At 63.1% G+C, this 16,911-nt stretch carries 20 protein-coding genes; 15 read left to right on the top strand and 5 right to left on the bottom strand.

Going from position 1 to position 16,911, the window contains the following annotated elements:
- Nucleotides 1-111 precede the first annotated feature (111 nt).
- The 3 genes from HJO_RS01425 to HJO_RS01435 are packed head-to-tail and all read left to right on the top strand — an operon-like array spanning nucleotide 112 to nucleotide 2,481.
- Nucleotides 112-1,023: a crotonase/enoyl-CoA hydratase family protein gene (locus tag HJO_RS01425; RefSeq protein WP_035612806.1), complete on the top strand. Its 912-nt coding sequence runs from the start codon at nucleotides 112-114 to the stop codon at nucleotides 1,021-1,023.
- Nucleotides 1,024-1,029: 6 nt separating this feature from the next.
- Nucleotides 1,030-1,998, top strand: coding sequence for an alpha/beta fold hydrolase (locus tag HJO_RS01430; RefSeq protein WP_035612809.1), 969 nt, complete (start codon nucleotides 1,030-1,032; stop codon nucleotides 1,996-1,998).
- A gap of 48 nt (nucleotides 1,999-2,046) precedes the next feature.
- The gene (locus tag HJO_RS01435; RefSeq protein WP_035612812.1) at nucleotides 2,047-2,481 is read left to right on the top strand and encodes a PaaI family thioesterase; all 435 of its coding nucleotides are present in this window, start codon (nucleotides 2,047-2,049) and stop codon (nucleotides 2,479-2,481) included.
- 29 nt (nucleotides 2,482-2,510) lie between these two features.
- On the opposite strand, the gene HJO_RS01440 is transcribed toward HJO_RS01435, so the two are convergent.
- The gene (locus tag HJO_RS01440) at nucleotides 2,511-3,281 is read right to left on the bottom strand and encodes an SDR family NAD(P)-dependent oxidoreductase (protein WP_035612815.1); all 771 of its coding nucleotides are present in this window, start codon (nucleotides 3,279-3,281) and stop codon (nucleotides 2,511-2,513) included.
- A 188-nt stretch (nucleotides 3,282-3,469) separates the two neighbouring features.
- Between HJO_RS01440 and HJO_RS01445 the strand changes: the two genes are divergently transcribed.
- Nucleotides 3,470-4,273 (top strand): hypothetical protein, encoded by an 804-nt coding sequence (locus HJO_RS01445; RefSeq protein WP_051617952.1) that lies wholly within the window; start codon nucleotides 3,470-3,472, stop codon nucleotides 4,271-4,273.
- A 45-nt stretch (nucleotides 4,274-4,318) separates the two neighbouring features.
- Here the strand turns inward: HJO_RS01445 and HJO_RS01450 are convergent, their stop codons facing one another.
- The 4 genes from HJO_RS01450 to rpsF form a co-directional block, all read right to left on the bottom strand.
- Nucleotides 4,319-5,809: a replicative DNA helicase gene (locus HJO_RS01450; protein ID WP_035612822.1), complete on the bottom strand. Its 1,491-nt coding sequence runs from the start codon at nucleotides 5,807-5,809 to the stop codon at nucleotides 4,319-4,321.
- A 142-nt stretch (nucleotides 5,810-5,951) separates the two neighbouring features.
- On the bottom strand, nucleotides 5,952-6,542 hold the full coding sequence (rplI, locus tag HJO_RS01455) for a 50S ribosomal protein L9 (RefSeq protein WP_035612825.1): 591 nt from the start codon (nucleotides 6,540-6,542) through the stop codon (nucleotides 5,952-5,954).
- An 11-nt stretch (nucleotides 6,543-6,553) separates the two neighbouring features.
- Nucleotides 6,554-6,811: a 30S ribosomal protein S18 gene (gene rpsR / locus HJO_RS01460; protein ID WP_034737477.1), complete on the bottom strand. Its 258-nt coding sequence runs from the start codon at nucleotides 6,809-6,811 to the stop codon at nucleotides 6,554-6,556.
- A gap of 14 nt (nucleotides 6,812-6,825) precedes the next feature.
- Complete coding sequence (gene rpsF, locus HJO_RS01465; protein ID WP_034737475.1) at nucleotides 6,826-7,164, bottom strand: 30S ribosomal protein S6; 339 nt, start codon at nucleotides 7,162-7,164, stop codon at nucleotides 6,826-6,828.
- A gap of 208 nt (nucleotides 7,165-7,372) precedes the next feature.
- On the opposite strand from rpsF, the gene fabD reads away from it, so the two are divergent.
- The 11 genes from fabD (at nucleotide 7,373) to HJO_RS01520 (ending at nucleotide 16,768) form a co-directional block, all read left to right on the top strand.
- Nucleotides 7,373-8,335, top strand: coding sequence for an ACP S-malonyltransferase (gene fabD, locus HJO_RS01470; protein ID WP_035612829.1), 963 nt, complete (start codon nucleotides 7,373-7,375; stop codon nucleotides 8,333-8,335).
- Nucleotides 8,328-9,065 carry a 3-oxoacyl-[acyl-carrier-protein] reductase gene (fabG, locus tag HJO_RS01475; RefSeq protein WP_035612833.1) on the top strand — a complete coding sequence of 246 codons (738 nt, stop codon included), beginning with the start codon at nucleotides 8,328-8,330 and terminating at the stop codon, nucleotides 9,063-9,065. The genes fabD and fabG overlap by 8 nt, the downstream gene beginning before the upstream one ends.
- 114 nt (nucleotides 9,066-9,179) lie before the next feature.
- A complete protein-coding gene (locus HJO_RS01480; protein ID WP_034737469.1) occupies nucleotides 9,180-9,413 on the top strand; it encodes an acyl carrier protein in 234 nt (77 codons plus the stop codon).
- Between the two features lie 16 nt (nucleotides 9,414-9,429).
- The gene (gene fabF, locus HJO_RS01485) at nucleotides 9,430-10,716 is read left to right on the top strand and encodes a beta-ketoacyl-ACP synthase II (RefSeq protein ID WP_035612836.1); all 1,287 of its coding nucleotides are present in this window, start codon (nucleotides 9,430-9,432) and stop codon (nucleotides 10,714-10,716) included.
- A 67-nt stretch (nucleotides 10,717-10,783) separates the two neighbouring features.
- Nucleotides 10,784-11,812 carry an endolytic transglycosylase MltG gene (gene mltG / locus HJO_RS01490; RefSeq protein WP_035612839.1) on the top strand — a complete coding sequence of 343 codons (1,029 nt, stop codon included), beginning with the start codon at nucleotides 10,784-10,786 and terminating at the stop codon, nucleotides 11,810-11,812.
- Nucleotides 11,809-12,696, top strand: a complete 888-nt coding sequence (locus HJO_RS01495; protein ID WP_035612842.1) for a YicC/YloC family endoribonuclease — start codon at nucleotides 11,809-11,811, stop codon at nucleotides 12,694-12,696. The genes mltG and HJO_RS01495 overlap by 4 nt, the downstream gene beginning before the upstream one ends.
- Nucleotides 12,686-13,327: a guanylate kinase gene (gene gmk / locus HJO_RS01500; RefSeq protein WP_035612845.1), complete on the top strand. Its 642-nt coding sequence runs from the start codon at nucleotides 12,686-12,688 to the stop codon at nucleotides 13,325-13,327. The genes HJO_RS01495 and gmk overlap by 11 nt, the downstream gene beginning before the upstream one ends.
- Nucleotides 13,328-13,387: 60 nt before the next feature.
- Nucleotides 13,388-13,600, top strand: a complete 213-nt coding sequence (locus HJO_RS01505) for a hypothetical protein (RefSeq protein ID WP_035612847.1) — start codon at nucleotides 13,388-13,390, stop codon at nucleotides 13,598-13,600.
- Nucleotides 13,601-13,726: 126 nt separating this feature from the next.
- Nucleotides 13,727-14,605, top strand: coding sequence for an SGNH/GDSL hydrolase family protein (locus HJO_RS01510; protein WP_035612850.1), 879 nt, complete (start codon nucleotides 13,727-13,729; stop codon nucleotides 14,603-14,605).
- On the top strand, nucleotides 14,602-16,446 hold the full coding sequence (locus HJO_RS01515; RefSeq protein ID WP_035612853.1) for a carbamoyltransferase family protein: 1,845 nt from the start codon (nucleotides 14,602-14,604) through the stop codon (nucleotides 16,444-16,446). The genes HJO_RS01510 and HJO_RS01515 overlap by 4 nt, the downstream gene beginning before the upstream one ends.
- Nucleotides 16,433-16,768: a hypothetical protein gene (locus HJO_RS01520; protein WP_035612856.1), complete on the top strand. Its 336-nt coding sequence runs from the start codon at nucleotides 16,433-16,435 to the stop codon at nucleotides 16,766-16,768. Before HJO_RS01515 ends, HJO_RS01520 begins: the two co-directional genes overlap by 14 nt.
- The last annotated feature ends 143 nt before the right edge of the window (nucleotides 16,769-16,911 follow it).

The following is a 16,911-nucleotide window of genomic DNA, read 5'->3' on the forward strand; positions in this document are numbered from 1 at the left end:
GGGCGAAATCGCCGGACGGTCAAGCCGCACCCGGTTTCCGCTGGGGCGCGCTTGACCTGCCGCGCCGCGCAGGCAGTGTGGGGCCAACGATGACCCCGAGGGAGAAAGACCATGGCCCAGCCAAAGCAGTTCGAACAGATTATCCTGGATATCGAGGACGGCATTGCCATCCTGACGCTCAACCGCCCCGAGAAGATGAACGCCTTTACCGGCAAGATGATGTACGAACTGATCGAGGCGTTCGATATTACGGACGCCGACGACAGCGTGCGCGCGGTGATCGTCACCGGTTCGGGCGAACGCGCCTTCTGTGCCGGGGCAGACCTGTCCGAAGGCGCCAAGACGTTCGACTATGACGCGCGCGCGTCCACAGGCGAAGTAGGGCGCAGCAAGGACGAGGACATCCAGCGCGACGGTGGCGGCCGCGTGACCTTGCGCATCTTCAACAGCCTGAAGCCCGTTATCGGCGCCATCAACGGCGCGGCCGTCGGCATCGGCGTGACCATGCAATTGCCGATGGATATCCGTATCGCGGCTGACACGGCCCGCTTCGGCTTCGTGTTCAACCGCCGGGGCATCAACCCGGAAGCGGCCTCCAGCTGGTTCCTGCCGCGCCTTGTCGGCATCCAGCAGGCACTTGCCTGGTGCTATTCCGGCCGCGTTTTCCCGGCCTCCGAAGCCCTGTCCGGTGGCCTTGTCCTCTCCGTGCACCCGCAGGCCGAACTGCTCGACGTGGCCAAGGCCATGGCGCGCGAGATTGCCGACAATACGGCAGCCGTCTCGACAACGCTGACCCGCCAGATGATGTGGCGCATGCTGGGCGCCAGCCATCCGATGGAAGCGCACATCGTCGATTCCGCTGCCATCTATTCGCGCGGCAAGACGCCGGACGCCAAAGAGGGCGTGATGAGCTTCCTCGAGAAGCGCCAGCCGGTCTATCCGGTGAAAGTGTCCGACGGCATGCCGAACTTCTTCCCCTGGTGGGAAGAGCCGGAATTCGACTGGATTGGCGGAAACGACTAGCCCGCCATGACGCCAGACCTGCAACGCGTCGAAACCAACGGCATCCATTTGCGCGTGGCGACAGCGGGCGAGGGCCCGCTCGTCATTCTCGTGCACGGGTTCCCGGAGAGTTGGTATTCCTGGCGTCACCAGATCAAGGCGCTGTCGGCGGCGGGTTACCGCGTCGCGGCGCCCGATGTGCGCGGCTATGGCGGGTCCGACCGGCCCCACGCCGTCGAGGCCTATGACATGGAAAGCCTGACCGGCGATATTGCCGGTCTGGCCGATGCCCTGTCACCTGGCGAGAAAGCCGTCGTGATCGGCCATGACTGGGGCGCGCCGATCGCATGGAACACGGCCCGGCTGCACGCCGACACATTCCGCGCGGTGGCGGGCCTGTCTGTGCCTTACATCCCGCCGAACGAGATCGTGTTCATCGATGCCGTGCGGGCCTTCTTCACCGATCGCGGCCTGTTCTTCTATCAGGTCTATTTCCAGGACGAGGGCCCGCCCGAGGCCGAGCTGGAAAACGACCCGGCCGAGACGATCCGCAAGTTCTATTATGCGATCTCTGGCGACGCGCCGGACGGCACATGGCCCACCGACAAGAAGCATGGCGACACGCTGCTGCACCGCCTGCCGGAACCACCCATGCCGCTGCCCTGGCTGTCGGCAGAAGACGTCGCCTATTACGATGCCCAGTTCCGACAGTCCGGTTTTCGCGGGCCGCTCAACCGGTATCGCAACTGGCACCGCGACCATGCCTTCCTGACGGCGCATGCCGCCCCGATGACCATCGCCCAGCCCTCGCTCTATATCGGCGGCACACGAGACCTCGTGCTGAAGATGTCTCCCGGCGACATGCTGGGTGCGATGAAGGAAAACCTCGGCGACCTGCGCGGCGCCACCCTGCTCGAAGGCTGTGGCCACTGGACCCAGCAGGAACGGCCCGACGAGGTGAACCGGCTGCTGCTGGACTGGCTGGGTGGGCTGTAGGGCGCGCGAAATTCCGTTCCTCCCCGATACAATTTGAAAGGCTCACGCATGTCCATCTGGCGGCAAACCAATATTGATCTCGACCAAATCAGCGCTGCCCAGCAGGATACGATGGGCGGCCTGCTCGGCATCACGCTCGTCGGCATTGGCGACGACACGCTGACTGCGCGCATGCCGGTCGATCACCGCACGATTCAGCCGCATGGGCGCCTGCATGGCGGCGCATCTGTGGCGCTGGCCGAAACGGTCGGCTCGATTGCGGCCAACCTTGTGCTCGATCCGGGCGAGAGCGTCGGCGTTGGCCTCGAGATCAACGCCAATCACATCCGCCCGGTGAAGGACGGCTTTGTCTTTGCCACCGCCAAGGCCGAGGCGCTGGGCCGAACGACCCAGATATGGACCATCCGCATTACCGATGAATCCGACCGGCTGGTGTGCCTGTCGCGCTTCACGGTCGCCGTGATTCCCGCCCGCAGGGCGTGAGCGCGGCAGCGCCTGATGCGCCTGACGCGCTAGAAATTCACCCGGTTGGATATCGCCCCGTCGACGATGAGGTTTGACCCTGTCGTGTAGGAGGAGGCCGGGCTGGCCAGGAAGACGGCTGCGTTGGCGATCTCCTGGGCTGTGGCGCACCGGCCCGTCGGGTTGCGGGCGAGGGCCTGCTTGAAGAAATCCGGCTGGTTGGTCTCGACCATGTGCCAGACGCCACCCTCGAAATAGACCATGCCCGGCGAAACCGTGTTCACGCGCAGGCCGTTGGCGGCGTGCTGCCGCGCAAGGCCCTTCGCCATGTGGATGAGGGAAGCCTTCATCGGCCCGTAGGAATCGCCACGGTCGGCAACTGCAGCCGAGATCGATGTGATGATCACGAAAGCGGCGTCGCCCGAGGCCTTGGCGGCCCGTGTCAGGAACGGCTCGGCCGCCTCGAACGCGTTGACCGCGCCCAGCACGTCCAGCTCGAAATTCTGTTTCCAGGCGTCGGGCGCATTGCCCTGTGCCATGGCGCCGGCATTGGACACGAGGATATCGATCCCGCCGAGTTCCTTGCCGGCCGAGGCGATCCAGGCTTTCAGGCCTTCGCCGTCGGTAATGTCCACGGATGCGCCGGTCGCTTTCACACCGAGCCCTTCAAGCGCCTTGACCGTTTCGGTCACCTGGCCTGCGTTGCGCGCACAGACGGCGACGTTTGCGCCTTCGGCGGCCAATGTATCCGCAATGGCCCGGCCGATGCCGCGGGTACCGCCCAGGATGACTGCATTCTTGCCTTTGAGATGGAGATCCAATACCGTTTTCCTTCTTGCCTGCACCGCTGTCCTCGGGACCGCGCGCGTGATGACCGACACTGTGGCAACAAAAGCGGGACATTCCAACACACGTCATGGTGCATCGTGGTTTGGTGGCGTGTCCGGACCCGGCAGGTGCGGGCGGCGGCGTTTGGTGGTACCCTGAGGCCGGTAGGGGAGACAGGGACATGAGTGACGACGCCGCGACGGTGAAGCCAGCATCGTATGAAACACCCGGCGTGCACGACATGCTGGAACCATCAGCCCGGGCGCTGAGCGAGTATATCGTCCGCATCGCGGTGCTGCCGTTCACCCTGTTGATGATCAAGCCGCGCGACATTGCCCGCCTCGTCGCAAGCGGCGCCTATCGCCCCCTGCCGCCCCCCTTCCTGCTGACCTTCGTGACCGGCGTCGCGGTGTCCGGCGTTGTGTCGAACCTCGGCCTGCTGTTCACCTATGGCGATCCGATGGACGGCGCGACGGGTGCCAGCGGGGCCGCGCAGGCCTTTGTGACCGCCGTGCTGACCTCGTTTCGCGAAGCCGACGGCATCAAGGCCCTGCTGTTTGCGATCCCTTACGTCGCCGCGATCTGGATCTTTTCGGGCATTGTGTCGTGTTTCATGGGGCGGGGCTTTCGCAACGTGGAACCGATCCTTGCCTTCCTGTCATTCACGATGGCCGCGATTGTCGAGTTCGGCATCCTCATCATGGTGATGGTGCACGTCCTGGCCTATGACAGCGAAACGGCGTTCGCCTATGCCGGGCTGGGAACGATCCTGCTGTTCTTCTTCATTCTGGTCATGCTGGTGAAGCTGTTCAGGTACCTGATGCATGTCCGCGCGCCGACGCGCTGGAACTGGATCGGCCTGCTGCTCGGGTTCAGTGTCGCGTCGGTCATCCTGCTGCTTGCCGCGCTGGTGGCCTTCGTTCCGGCCGGCATGATCATCGACAACAAGATCGCGGCAGAGATCGCTGCCACGCCCGGACTCTGACGGCGCGGGCAGGATGCAGCCGGCATCCCGTCAATCGACAGGTCGCTAGTCCTCGCCGCGGTCGATGCCGGCGCGGTCGAGATTGCCGAAGCGGGTGATATTGGCGTCGAAGGCGAGGTCGACCTTGCCGATGGGGCCGTGGCGCTGCTTGCCGATGATCACTTCGGCGATGCCGTAAATCTGGTCCATCCGGGCGCGCCACTGGGTCCATTTCTCGTTGGAGGATGGATCGTTCGGGTCGGCACCCGGTTCGGAACGGGCGAGATAGTATTCCTCACGATAGACGAACATGACGACGTCGGCATCCTGCTCGATCGAGCCGGATTCGCGAAGGTCCGACAATTGCGGGCGCTTGTCGTCGCGCTGCTCGACGGCGCGGCTGAGCTGGGACAGGGCGAGGACCGGGATGTTGAGATCCTTGGCCAGCGCCTTGAGCGCGGTGGTGATCTGGGTCACTTCCTGCACGCGGTTGGTGTTGGAATTGGTGTTGCTGACGGTGATCAGCTGCAGGTAGTCGATCACGATCAGGTCGAGGCCGACAGAGCGCTGCAGGCGCCGGGCGCGGGCAGCAAGCTGGCTGATCGAGATGCCGCCGGTATCATCGATATAGAGTGGCAGGTTCTGCAGCTCTTCAGTGGCCTCGCGCAGGCGTTCGAAGTCTGCCTTGTCGAGGTCGCCCTGCCGGATGCGGTGGGTGGTGATGCCCGTGCGCTCGGCAAGGATACGCGTAGCGAGCTGTTCGTTCGACATTTCCAGCGAGAAGAAGCCGACGATGCCGCCTTCCACGGTTTTCTTCGAGCCGTCATCCTGCACTTCGGCCCGGTAGGCGGACGCCGCATTATAGGCGATGTTGGTCGCGAGCGAGGTTTTCCCCATCGAGGGACGCCCGGCGAGGATGAGCAGGTCGGAGCGGTGGAAGCCGCCAAGCTTGTCGTCGAGGTCGCGCAGCATGGTCGGGATGCCGGCGATCTTGCCTTCGCGCTTGAACGCCGCTTCGGCCGCCTTCAGCGACTCCGTCAGTGCTTCGGAAAAGCTGGTGAAACCACGTCCGGTGGCACCGCGCTCTGCAAGGTCGAACAACTGGCGTTCGGCCAGCTCGATCTGGCGCTCGCCGGTTTCGTCGGGGCCGGGGGTCAGCGCGCGGCCTTTCAGCTCTCCGCTGATGTCGACCAGGGCCCGGCGCATCGCCAGGTCGCGAATCATGTGGGCGTAGTCCGAGACTTCCGGCCCGAAGGCGGCGCTGTCGAGCAGCTGCTCCAGGTAGCGCGCGCCACCGATCTCGGTGAGTTTCTCGGCTTTCTCGAAATGCTCGCGCAGGGTGACCCCGTCGGCCACCCGGCCCTGCTGGATCATGTTGGCGGCGACGTCATACAGCTCCTGGTGGGCCGGGGCGTAGAAGTCCGACGGGCGCAGGATATCGGCGACACGCTGGTAGGAATTGTTGTCGAACAGGATCGCGCCCAGCACGGCGGCCTCGGCCGACAGGTTGTTTGGCGCGGAGATCAGGTGTTCGGAGGAATGATCGTCGAGGGGCATGCGATTGTATTAGCTCACCTGACGCGGGATTTCTTCCCTCATCTGGCAGTGTCCCGTGAAATCGCAGGGGTGATGCACAAAAAAAGCCGCAGCTGTGGATAGCTGCGGCTTTTCTGGTTTGTTTCGCCGAGGCGAACGAAGCCTAGTCCTCGTCTGGACCGCCGATCATGTCGGACAGTTCAGCTGCGGCTTCCTTCAGCTCGCTGGCCTGTTCGTCTGCGAAGGCTGCGTTGGCTTCCTGCAGGGCGGCGACAATGTCTTCGCCCTTGGCCTGACGCTCGGCTTCTTCGGTCGAGCGGGCGATGTTGGCCTGGACATTTACCGTGACTTCCGCGTGCAGGCGGATGGCAACGTCATAGATGCCGATCGCCTTGATCGGCTTGTCGAGGCGAACGCCGCTGCGCGGGAACTTGTGCCCGGCAGCTTCTGCAGCATCGGCGACGTCACGTGCGGTCACCGAACCGTAGAGCTGGCCGGTGTCGCCAGCCTGGCGGATCATCGTGAAGACGGCGCCTTCAAGCGTCTCGCCTTCAGCCTGGGCTGCGGCACGGGCCGTTGCGTTGCGCTGTTCAATCACTTCACGCTCAGCTTCGAACCGCGCGCGGTTCTTGTCATTTGCGAGAAGGGCCTTGCCCTGCGGGATGAGGAAGTTGCGGGCGAAGCCGTTCTTCACGGAGACTTCGTCTCCGATCTTTCCAAGGCGTTCGACGCGTTCAAGAAGGATCACTTGCATGTCGGTGTCTCCTACTTCACTTCAAACGGAAGCAGGGCCAGCATGCGGGCGCGTTTGATCGCCTGGGCAAGCTTGCGCTGGTTCTTGAGGTTGACGGCCGTGATCCGGCTGGGCACGATTTTCCCTTTTTCAGAGATATAGCGCTGCAGCAGTTTCACGTCCTTGTAATCGATTTCCTGGGCGTGTTCGCCGGTAAACGGGTCCACCTTGCGGCGACGTCCGAACGGGCGGCGGGCAGGAATGTTCGTGATATTCAGTTTCTGAGCCATGTGTCCTGTCCTCTCTAGTCGCGACGGCGTTCTTTGCGCGACAGGACAGCCGAAGGCTCGTCACTGTGCGACTCGACGCGGATCGTCATGTAACGCATCACATCGTCGGAAATGCGCAGGCGGCGTTCCAGTTCGTGGATCGCTTCGGCAGGGCCGTCGATGTTCAGGAGCGAATAATGCGCCTTGCGTTGCTTCTTGATCGGATAGGCAAGGTTGCGCAGGCCCCAATACTCGGTGCGGCCGACAGTTGCGCCTTTTTCCTTGAGAAAGCCGGACAGTTCTTCGACAAATGTGTCGACCTGTGCCGGCGAAATGTCAGGTCGTGTGATCACGACGTGCTCATATAGTGCCATGTTTTTATTCCCAAAAGTGAGGCATGCGGCGCAAGACAGGGGGAAACTGTCTGGCGATGGCCCCTCTTCGTCCGGCTCATTCCGGGCTAGTGAGGACCGCATCCCTGCGAGTGAAGGCGCGTCTTAAGCCTATATTGGCGTATATTTCAAGCGCTTGCGCACATCGGCGAGCCCCATTAGGCACGACAAAAATCCGGAGGAAGACACGATGACAGGACTGGCATTCATATTCCCGGGTCAGGGCAGTCAGGAAATCGGCATGGGCAAGGCGCTCGCCGACGCATTCCCGGCCGCACGCGACGTGTTTGCCGAAGTCGACGAGGCGCTGGGCCAGGACCTGTCGGCCCTCATGTGGACCGGCGATATCGACGCGCTGACCCTGACGGCAAACGCGCAGCCGGCACTGATGGCGCACAGCGTGGCCGCCATGCGGGCGCTGGAGGCGGGATTCGGGCTGTCGGCGGCGGATGCGAAATTCGTGGCAGGCCATTCCCTTGGCGAATATTCGGCACTGGCCTCGGCCGGCGCGATCAGCGTGGCTGATACCGCCCGCCTGCTGCGCATCCGGGGCAATGCCATGCAGGGCGCCGTCCCGGCAGGAGCTGGCGCGATGGCGGCCTTGCTGGGCGCAGACATCGCGCAGGCCGAGGCCGCGTGCGAAGCCGGCCGTGCGACCGGCGGCGCCTGTGAAATCGCCAATGACAACGCGCCGGGCCAGCTGGTGCTGTCAGGCTCGAAGGCGGCGATCGACGCGGCCTGCGAACACGCCCGCGCGAATGGTGTGAAGAAGGCGATGGCGCTGAACGTGTCGGCGCCGTTCCACTGCTCGCTGATGCAGCCCGCAGCCGACGCGATGGCAGAAGCGCTGTCGGGGGCGGCCATCAAGGCACCGGTCGTGCCGGTTGTCGCCAACATATCGGCCACCGCGACATCCGACCCGGACACGATCCGTTCGAATCTGGTCGCCCAGGTAACCGGGCGTGTAAGATGGACCGAAAGCGTGCAGTACATGGTCAGCCGGGGCGTCACAGCCACCGCCGAGGCTGGCGCCGGCAAGGTGCTGACGGTGATGCAGCGCCGAATCGAAAAGTCACTGAATGGCTTCACCCTGGGCACGCCTGAGGACCTCGAAGCCTTCGCAGCATTTATCAAGGGAGAAGCCCATGTTTGATCTCACTGGCCGGACGGCCCTGGTTACCGGCGCATCGGGCGGCATCGGCCGGGCGATCGCGCTGGCCCTGTCGGAAGCGGGCGCCAAGGTCGCGCTCTCCGGAACACGCGAAAACGTGCTGGAAGAAGTGGCCGCCACGCTGAAGGGCGAGAGCGCCGTCGTCGCCTGCAACCTGTCGGACGCCGAGGCGGTCGACGGCCTGGTGGGGCGCGCCGAAGAGGCGGTCGGCCCACTCGACATCCTGGTGGCGAATGCCGGCATCACGCGCGACAAGCTGCTGATCCAGATGAAGGATGACGACTGGAACGACGTCCTGCAGGTCAATCTCGGCAGCTATTTCCGCCTCACCAAGAGTGTCGTCCGGGGCATGATGAAGCGCCGCTATGGCCGGATCATCGGCATCACGTCGATTGTCGGCGTGACGGGAAATCCGGGCCAGACAAACTATTGTGCGTCCAAGGCCGGGATGATCGGGTTCACCAAATCGATCGCCCAGGAAGTCGCCAGCCGGGGCATCACCGCCAACACGATCGCACCCGGATTCATCGAATCACCCATGACGGACGGGCTGCCGGAAGCCCAGAAAACAGCCCTGCTTGCGGGTATTCCGGCAGGCAGGTTGGGGCAGGGTGGAGACATCGCCGCAGCCGCAGTATATCTTGCATCCAGCGAGGCCGCTTATGTGACGGGGCAAACGCTGCATGTTAATGGCGGTATGGCAATGATCTGATTTCGCTACAGTAACCGTTGCGGCTAGGGCTTGGCGCTATCGCCAAGTGTGTGCTAGGCGCAACACAATGGTTCAGAAATGAGCCGGCTATCGGGCATATCTAGAGAGGTATTCATGTCTGACGTTCTTGAGCGTGTTAAAAAAATCGTAGTCGATAATCTCGACGTGGATGCCGACAAGGTTGTTGAAAGCGCGAGCTTCATCGACGATCTCGGCGCTGACTCGCTGGACCTGGTCGAACTGGTCATGGCCTTCGAAGAAGAATTCAATATCGAAATCCCCGACGATGTACAGGAATCGATCCGCTCTGTTGGCGACGCGGTGACTCACATCAAAGCACATATCTGAACCCGGCGGTTTCTGAATGTCTGACCGCCGCGTAGTTATTACAGGAATCGGGATTGTCTCACCGCTCGCCTTCGGGCGTGAGGCAACCTGGGAGCGCCTTATTGAAGGCAAATCCGGAGCCGGACGCATTGATGTGTTCGACCCCGAGGACATGCCTTGCAAGATCGCGTGCCAGGTGCCGTGGGCCAATGGCCGGGGCGGCGGTGCGGGTGATCCGCACGCGTTCAAGCCGGAGGACTTCGTGTCCCCGAAGGAACTGCGTCGCATCGACGAATTCATCCTCTATGCCATCGCTGCGGCAGATGAGGCGGTCGAGGATGCCAACTGGCGACCTGAAGAGACCGAAGAACTCGAACGCACCGGCGTGATGATCGGTTCGGGGATCGGCGGTCTGGAATCCATCTACAATACCGCCATCACCCTGCACGAGCATGGCCCGCGTAAGGTCAGCCCCTTCTTTATTCCATCCGCGCTGATCAACCTTGCCTCCGGGCAGGTGTCGATCAAGCACGGCTTCAAGGGCCCCAATCATGCCGTCGTGACGGCATGTGCGACAGGCGCTCATGCCATTGGCGACTCCGCGCGTCTCATCAAGTACGGCGATGCCGACGTGATGCTGGCCGGTGGGTCCGAGGCAGTGATCGGCCGTATCGCCATTGCCGGCTTCTGCGCCGCCAAGGCGATGTCGACGAGTTTCAACGACACGCCGGAAAAGGCGTCACGGCCCTATGACAAGGACCGCGACGGTTTCGTCATGGGCGACGGCGCTGCGATTCTGGTGCTGGAGGAATACGAGCATGCCAAGGCACGCGGCGCGAAGATATATGCCGAAGTGGCGGGCTATGGCCTGACTGGCGATGCCTATCATATCACGGCGCCTGCCGAAGGGGCCGAAGGCGGCTATCGCGCGATGATGATGGCACTGAAGCATTCCGGCATGGACCCGACCGAGATCGATTATATCAATGCGCACGGAACCTCGACGCCGAAAGGCGACGAAGGCGAAGCTGGCGCGGTCGAGCGGGCCTATGGCGACCATGCTGCGAACATGTCGATGTCGTCGACCAAGTCTGCGGTCGGCCACTTGCTGGGCGCAGCCGGCGCGATCGAAGCAGCGTTCTGTGCGCTGGCGATTCGCGACCAGGTGATGCCGCCGACGCTGAACCTCGACAATCCGAGCTTCGAGACCAAGCTGGATCTCATTCCCCACAAAGCCAAGAAGGGCCGCGTACGGGCCGCCATGTCGAACAGTTTCGGCTTTGGCGGGACCAACGCATCGCTCATCCTGCGCGAGGTGGAATAAGCCACTATCGCCGAGCGGGGGCGGGCATGTAGGCTGGCGCAGCCAGGATTCGTGTGAGGCTGTCGTCATGAAGTTCATCAAAGGCCTGATCTCTCTGCTCGTTGCAGTAGTGATCCTGTCGGCCGCTGCGGCTGGCGCAGGCTGGCTGTGGCTGCAGAACGAAGTCGCCCGCGATGGCCCGTCGGTTGCCGAAACCATTTTCATTGTCGAACCGGGCGAGGGCCTGCTCAGCGTCGCTGCGCGCCTCGAAAAACAGGGCATCATCCGGAACGCCCGCCTGATGCACCTGAAGGCGCGGATCGACGGGACGGAAACGGCCCTGAAGACCGGCGAGTTCACGCTCGGGCCGCAGGCCAGCCTCGGCGAGGTGCTCGACATCCTGGTCGAGGGCAAGGCCGTGATGCACAAGCTGACGCTGCCCGAAGGCCGCACGACGGCGCAATTGCTGCGGCTCATCGAGGCCGATCCCGTACTGACCGGCCCGATGCCGGAAACGCCGCCTGCCGAAGGCAGCCTGCTGCCGGACACCTATCTCTACCATCGCGGCATGACGCGGGTGAAACTGATCGCGCAGATGCAGAAGGCGCAGGACGACCTGCTGAAGGACTTGTGGCCAAAGCGCCAGGAAGGCCTGCCACTGGCCAATCCCTACGAGGCGGTGATCCTTGCCTCGGTGGTCGAGAAGGAAACCGGTAACGCCGAAGAGCGCCCGGAAGTGGCCGCCCTGTTCACGACCCGGCTGAAGCGAGGAATGCGCCTGGAAAGCGACCCGACGATCATTTACGGCGTGTCCCGGGGCGAACCGCTCTACAACAAGGCCGGCAAGCGGCGCACGCTGCTGCGCTCGGAGATCGACCGCAAGACGGACTGGAACACCTACCAGATCGACGGCCTGCCGAAGACGCCGATCTGCAATCCTGGCCGCGACGCGATTGCGGCCGTCCTCGATCCACCGGAAACCGAGTACATCTTCTTTGTTGCGGATGGCAAAGGCGGCCACCTGTTCGCCAAGACGCTGGCAGAGCACAATCGCAATGTCGCTGCCTACAGGAAATATGAGCGCGAAGAGATCGCGCGGGAAAGGGCTGATAAATGAGTATTCTGTCAGGCATGACCGGGTTTGCCCGGGTCGCCGGCGAAGCGGACTGGGGGAGCTGGGCCTGGGAAGCGAAAAGCGTCAACGGGCGCAGCCTGGACGTGCGCGTCACCACGCCGCCGGGGTTTGACCCGCTGGAGCGCCGCCTCAAGGCGGCCGCGTCGAAACTGTTCAATCGCGGATCGCTGCAGGTGTCGCTGCGCATCGACATGGCGGCCGGCGCAGACAGCGTGACGGTGAACGAGGCGCTGCTGGCGTCGCTGACGGATGCCGCGCAGGCGATCCACGGCGCGGGCCTGTCGGGCGAGGCGATTGCCACGCTGATGACCCTGAAGGGGGTTGTGGAGACCGGCGGCAGCTCGCTGCGCGACCTGGCGCTGGATGAGGCCAACATGACGCTTCTGGGCGCAGCGGGCGAAGAGGCGCTGGCAGAGCTGGCCACCGCCCGGAAGGCCGAGGGCGAGTCGCTGAAGGCCATCATGACCGGGCTGGTCTCCGAGATGGAGGGACATGCGGCGACGGCGGCGACCTTCGCCGAGATCCAGCCCAGCCTGCTGAAGTCCCGGCTGCACAAGCAGCTCGACGAACTCGATACCGAGGGCCGCGTCGATGCCGACCGCGTCGGCGCCGAGATTGCGATGGCCGCGGCCAAGGCGGATGTGCGAGAGGAGCTGGACCGGCTGGCCGCCCACTTTGCCAGCGCGCGCGACCTGCTGGCAGACGGCTCGCCGGCGGGACGGAAACTCGATTTCCTGGCGCAGGAACTCAACCGCGAAGCCAATACGCTCTGCTCGAAATCGGTCAGCCTGGATTTGACGAATGCAGGACTCGGCCTCAAAGGAGTGATTGACCAATTCAAGGAGCAGGCTGCGAATGTCGAATGAGCAAGGGGGAAAGCGCCGGGGGCTGATGCTGGTCCTGTCGAGCCCGTCGGGCGCCGGCAAGACGACGCTGTCGCACATGTTGCTGAATGAATTCGAGGACGTGAACCTGTCGGTCTCTGCCACCACACGGGCGCCGCGGCCCAACGAGCAGGACGGCGCGCACTATCATTTCAAGACGGTCGACGAATTCAAGGAGATGATCGCGCGGCGCGAATTCCTCGAATGGGCGCATGTCTTCGACAAGTATTACGGCACCCCGCGCGTCGACACCGTGGCGAAGCTGGACAGTGGCGAGGACATCCTGTTCGACGTCGACTGGCAGGGCGCCGATGCGCTGCACGACGAGATGCCGAACGATGTCGTCTCGGTGTTCATCCTGCCGCCCAGCATCGAGGAGCTGGAAGCACGCCTGGCCGCCCGCGAGGGCATGACGCCGGACGATGTGGCCCGGCGGATGGTCGATGCGCGCCGCGAGATCATGCACTGGCGCCGCTACGACTATGCCATTATCAATGACAACCTGGACGAGGCGTACCAGCGCCTTCGGCGTATCCTGCTGGTGGAGCGCCTGAAGCGCCTGCGCCAGATCGACCTTGACGACCACGTCCGCCGCCTATTGGGAGAGGCCTGATCGCAGGCCTTTCGCACCTGTTCCCCTGTTTCCCCCACGCCGGCCCGGAAAGACCTGCGCATGACCGAGAAAGACCACCCGAAAGACGACAATGCCGCCGGCACCCCGCCGGAGGCTCCGCCGCGGCCCAAGGCGCGCCGCGTTTGGCTGCTATGGCTGCTGCCGCTGGCCGCGCTGGTGGTCATCGCCTGGTATTTCCTGCGCGGGGGCCTCGACCGGACCCACACGTTCAGTGAAGTCACCAGCGTCTTCGCCGAGCACGCGGTGGACTAGTTTCGGGCACGCGCTGCTGCGTTTGTTTCGCGGGGCGGATGTGCACGAAAAGCACCTGCAGGTTCTCATGGGACCGATCAGCTCCTGGCAATGAAGGGCGGATCGCCATTCTGGAGAAAATACGGAATGACTAATCGTGTGGATCGACCGCGCCTACTTTTCCGGCCGCATCCTGTTCTTGGATGGAGCTTGAATCCTGGTGGGCAAGTTGTCGTGGGCTTTCGCGACGGGATCGTGCAACGGGTTGGTGAAGATGGCTGGCGGCACGTGCCCGCCCGGGTAGCCAGCAGCGGTCACCGCCTGTGCATTTACGGCTGCTCGTTCACCTACGGGACCGGGCTGGCTGACGATGAAACCTTCACGGCCCTGCTGCAGGCCTTGCTTCCCGACGCGCGGGTGCACAATCGGGGCATTGGAGGCCACGGGACGGTCCAAAACCTCCTCCAGTTCCGAACTGACCTTCGTGAAGGCGCCGTCGACGCGGCCATATTTGCGGTTATCAGCGATCACAAGTACCGGAACATCGTACACCCGCACCGGATGCGCCAGGTGCGTGGTCCTGAATGGCATCGGATCGGCATTGAACACCGGCCCACCGCACACCGGGCGGCCGATGGGACGCTCGCGATTCGTTACAGTCCATTTTGGCGGCCAGGCCTGATGTACAGTGATCTCGATGGCTACCTGCCGGATGCGGAGGATATCCTGCCCGACGACTACTCTATCAATTCCACCACGTTCGCCGTCCTCGAGACCGCGAAAGAGATGGCGCAAAGCCACGGCGTGCCCCTTTTGATCGCACTGCTTGATGATCTCGACCCTGGTTTCAATGCGGGACTCATTCAGCAGTTTCCCGACGCGCTAGACGTTTCCACGCCATACGACCCCGTTCACACGTTTCTTCCAGCGGACATCCATCCGAACGTTGAAGCGAATCGCCTCTTCGCTGAACGTCTGGCGGACCCCGCCGCTTTGCTATGCGAACATGACGGAGTGGCGCGATGATTGAGAATCCGCGCGTCGTCCTTGGTGTATCATCGTATTTTCATGATTCTGCGGCGGCACTGGTCGTGGACGGTCGCCTCGTCGCCGCGGCCCAGGAGGAACGCTTCACGCGAAAAAAGGGCGATGCATCGTTCCCGGACAATGCCATCGAATATTGCCTCAGCCAGGTTCCGCGCGGCAGGGCGATGGAGGCGCTTGCGTATTATGAACATCCCGGCCTAAAGATCGAACGCATCGTCCGGTCAGCGCTCGATAATGCTCCAAAGGGAGCCCTGAATTGGCGCCGCACGCTAAAGACGCTCCGGGAGCTTGATCAGGAACTGCCCAGGGACCTGCTGCGAGTCTTCCCTGACCCGGACAAGGTGCAATTCGTTCCGCATCACAAGTCGCATGCGGCATCGGCTTTCTATCCCTCTCCTTTCGAGCGAGCGGCCGTGCTTGTCGTTGACGGTGTTGGCGAATGGTCGACGACAACGCTCTGGCGCGGGGATGAGACCGGGCTGACGGCGCTGCGTGAGATCAGGTTTCCCCACTCCCTAGGCCTCCTTTATAGCGCCTTCACGCAGTATTGCGGGTTCAAGGTAAATTCAGGGGAGTACAAACTCATGGGTCTCGCGCCGTTCGGGCGGGCGCGCTTTACCCAATTGATTCTGGACAAGCTGATAGACGTGAAGGACGATGGGTCGTTCGCTCTCAATATGGAATATTTCGGCTTCGCCACCAGGCCTAGTACAATCGGTCCTCTGTTCGAGGGATTGTTCGGTGAACCGCCCCGGCCAGAGCGAGCTCCGATGACTCCGCACTACATGGACGTGGCCGCGTCCGGACAAGCGGCGCTGCAGCATGTCATGCGCGCCTTGGCGACCAGCGCGCTTGCGATCAGCGAGCTGGACAACCTCTGTCTCGCCGGAGGCGTTGCTCAGAACTGCGTCGCGAATTCGGACATCGCGCGCAATGTCGCTGGGCTCAAAGGCCTCTGGATCCAGCCAGCGCCCGGTGATGCAGGCGGCGCCGCCGGAGCGGCATTCGTGGTCGCGCAAAAACGACCCCGCCAAGCAACGCCCGGCTCTGCAAGGGACGCCATGTCTGGCGCGCTGCTTGGGCCGGACTATACCGACGATGCCGTCGCGGAAGCGCTTGAGGCTGCCGGCGTCGTCTACGAGCGCCCAGCGACACCTGAAGACCTGATCTCGGAATGCGTGACAGCCCTGCAGGCGGGCGAGGTTATCGGCCACTTTCACGGGCGCATGGAATTTGGCCCCCGCGCATTGGGCAACCGATCCATCCTGGCCGACCCGCGGCCAGCAGGGACATTGCACCGGGTGAACCTGAAAATAAAATTCCGTGAAGGCTGGCGCCCGTTTGCACCCGTCGTCCTGGCCGAAGAGGCGGAACGCCTGTTCGAGCCGCCATTCGACAGCCCGCACATGTTGCTGGTGGCCCAGTTGCGCCAGGAATTTCGTGGCGACAACACATTGCGTCACGCCCGTGCGTCGGGCGGGTACGAGCCTGCGCAATTGCAGGGCGCGGTGACCTCCGATTTCGCAGCGGTGACTCACGTTGACTACAGCGCTCGCCTGCAAACGATCGATTCTACATCTGAATCACGTATGCGGAGCATCCTGGATGCTTTCTTCCAGGCGACGGGCTGTCCGATATTGCTCAACACCTCGTTCAATGTCCGCGGTGAGCCGATTGTGTGTTCCCCAGCGGACGCAGTCGCGTGTTTCCTGAACACCGATCTCGATGTGCTGGTGGCGGGCCCGTTTATCGTCCAGAAGGCAAAGCAGCCTGGACATCTGAAGGCCAGAATGGGGAGAATGCACTTTGATCCGGATTGATGATGTCGAACTGCTGGAGCTGTTCCAGACCGTAATTGTCTCGCAGGCAACGCCGCCGAAGGATGAAACGGCCTTGTCGGGTTCCAGCTATTTTCTGCCCGTGCCAACGACCCTGAACCAGCGCCCGACGAGACTGTCCGACCTTGGGGGTGGGGCGAGCATCATTGCCGCTGTCTCGGTGCAGCTGGAATCCAATGGCGACTCACATCTCGCAGGCGTGATGCGTCAGTGCGAGCGCGCGCTGACACATCCAGCCCTGTTCGTCGACACGGATGGCGAGTCTGATCGGCGCTTGCTGGGGTATGTCTATCCTGTCGTTTGAGACTGGCGTTGCAGGGGGGCAGTGTCACCAGAGGGCACGGCAGAGTGAGCGGGCGCTCCAGCGCCTGAAGGGTGAGCCCCTGCCACTGGCGCCAATTCGCAACCCAGCGCACACTGCGGGTCCTGAAACCTGACGGGAGGAAC

This window comes from Hyphomonas johnsonii MHS-2 (assembly GCF_000685275.1).
In the GTDB taxonomy this organism is placed as follows: Bacteria; Pseudomonadota; Alphaproteobacteria; order Caulobacterales; family Hyphomonadaceae; genus Hyphomonas; species Hyphomonas johnsonii.

Bases quoted from the DNA above. Each gene is read 5' to 3' on its own strand.
- HJO_RS01425 (WP_035612806.1), top strand. From the start codon at position 112: ATGGCCCAGCCAAAGCAGTTCGAACAGATTATCCTGGATATCGAGGAC.
- HJO_RS01430 (WP_035612809.1), top strand. From the start codon at position 1,030: ATGACGCCAGACCTGCAACGCGTCGAAACCAACGGCATCCATTTGCGC.
- HJO_RS01435 (WP_035612812.1), top strand. From the start codon at position 2,047: ATGTCCATCTGGCGGCAAACCAATATTGATCTCGACCAAATCAGCGCT.
- HJO_RS01445 (WP_051617952.1), top strand. From the start codon at position 3,470: ATGAGTGACGACGCCGCGACGGTGAAGCCAGCATCGTATGAAACACCC.
- HJO_RS01450 (WP_035612822.1), bottom strand. From the start codon at position 5,809: ATGCCCCTCGACGATCATTCCTCCGAACACCTGATCTCCGCGCCAAAC.
- rplI (WP_035612825.1), bottom strand. From the start codon at position 6,542: ATGCAAGTGATCCTTCTTGAACGCGTCGAACGCCTTGGAAAGATCGGA.
- rpsR (WP_034737477.1), bottom strand. From the start codon at position 6,811: ATGGCTCAGAAACTGAATATCACGAACATTCCTGCCCGCCGCCCGTTC.
- rpsF (WP_034737475.1), bottom strand. From the start codon at position 7,164: ATGGCACTATATGAGCACGTCGTGATCACACGACCTGACATTTCGCCG.
- fabD (WP_035612829.1), top strand. From the start codon at position 7,373: ATGACAGGACTGGCATTCATATTCCCGGGTCAGGGCAGTCAGGAAATC.
- fabG (WP_035612833.1), top strand. From the start codon at position 8,328: ATGTTTGATCTCACTGGCCGGACGGCCCTGGTTACCGGCGCATCGGGC.
- HJO_RS01480 (WP_034737469.1), top strand. From the start codon at position 9,180: ATGTCTGACGTTCTTGAGCGTGTTAAAAAAATCGTAGTCGATAATCTC.
- fabF (WP_035612836.1), top strand. From the start codon at position 9,430: ATGTCTGACCGCCGCGTAGTTATTACAGGAATCGGGATTGTCTCACCG.
- mltG (WP_035612839.1), top strand. From the start codon at position 10,784: ATGAAGTTCATCAAAGGCCTGATCTCTCTGCTCGTTGCAGTAGTGATC.
- HJO_RS01495 (WP_035612842.1), top strand. From the start codon at position 11,809: ATGAGTATTCTGTCAGGCATGACCGGGTTTGCCCGGGTCGCCGGCGAA.
- gmk (WP_035612845.1), top strand. From the start codon at position 12,686: ATGTCGAATGAGCAAGGGGGAAAGCGCCGGGGGCTGATGCTGGTCCTG.
- HJO_RS01505 (WP_035612847.1), top strand. From the start codon at position 13,388: ATGACCGAGAAAGACCACCCGAAAGACGACAATGCCGCCGGCACCCCG.
- HJO_RS01510 (WP_035612850.1), top strand. From the start codon at position 13,727: ATGACTAATCGTGTGGATCGACCGCGCCTACTTTTCCGGCCGCATCCT.
- HJO_RS01515 (WP_035612853.1), top strand. From the start codon at position 14,602: ATGATTGAGAATCCGCGCGTCGTCCTTGGTGTATCATCGTATTTTCAT.